The organism is Methylophilus sp. DMC18 (genome assembly GCF_056314005.1).
In genome coordinates this window covers 1-737 of sequence record NZ_JBQUZE010000011.1, presented here as the reverse complement: position 1 = coordinate 737, position 737 = coordinate 1, and the positions used below count along the sequence as shown (strand labels likewise).

The 737-nt window shown below is 54.8% G+C and carries 1 protein-coding gene; it reads left to right on the top strand.

The annotated features are described in order from the left end of the window. Positions 1–737: methyl-accepting chemotaxis protein (locus ACT53G_RS14495; protein ID WP_476169749.1), on the top strand; the 737-nt coding region annotated here is incomplete at both ends.

Genomic DNA, 737 nt, shown 5'->3' with positions numbered 1-737 from the left:
TGTATTGAAGCGGTCAACCTGCTCGTCAACGACGCCAACCAACTGGCCGAAGCCGCAAAAGAAGGACGCATCACCGTGCGTGCTGATGTCGACAAACACAATGGCGACTTCCGCAAGATCATTGCAGGCGTGAATAACACACTGGACATGATCGTAGAACCGATCATTGCAGTGACCGAAGCCGTCGAAACCATCACCACGGCTGCCAATGAAATCTCCAGCGGTAACTCAGACCTGTCTGCGCGTACCGAGCAGCAAGCCTCCAGCCTGGAAGAAACTGCCGCCAGCATGGAACAACTGGCTTCGACCGTGAAACAGAACGCTGACAACGCCAAACAGGCCAACCAGCTGGCGCTGACCGCCTCAGGCGTTGCCGTCAAAGGCGGCCAGGTTGTTAATGAAGTGGTTGCCACCATGAGTGCGATCAACGAAAGTGCCAAGAAGATCGAAGACATTATTTCGGTGATTGACGGCATTGCCTTCCAGACCAACATCCTGGCCTTGAACGCAGCGGTAGAAGCGGCGCGTGCAGGGGAACAGGGCAGAGGCTTTGCGGTGGTCGCGGGTGAAGTACGTAACCTGGCGCAACGCTCAGCCAGTGCGGCAAAAGAGATCAAGGAATTGATCACTGACTCTGTGAACAAGACCACCGAAGGCACCAAACTGGTTGAGAATGCTGGTAACACCATGGAAGAAGTGGTTTCCTCAGTCCAGCGTGTGGCCGATATCATCAGTGA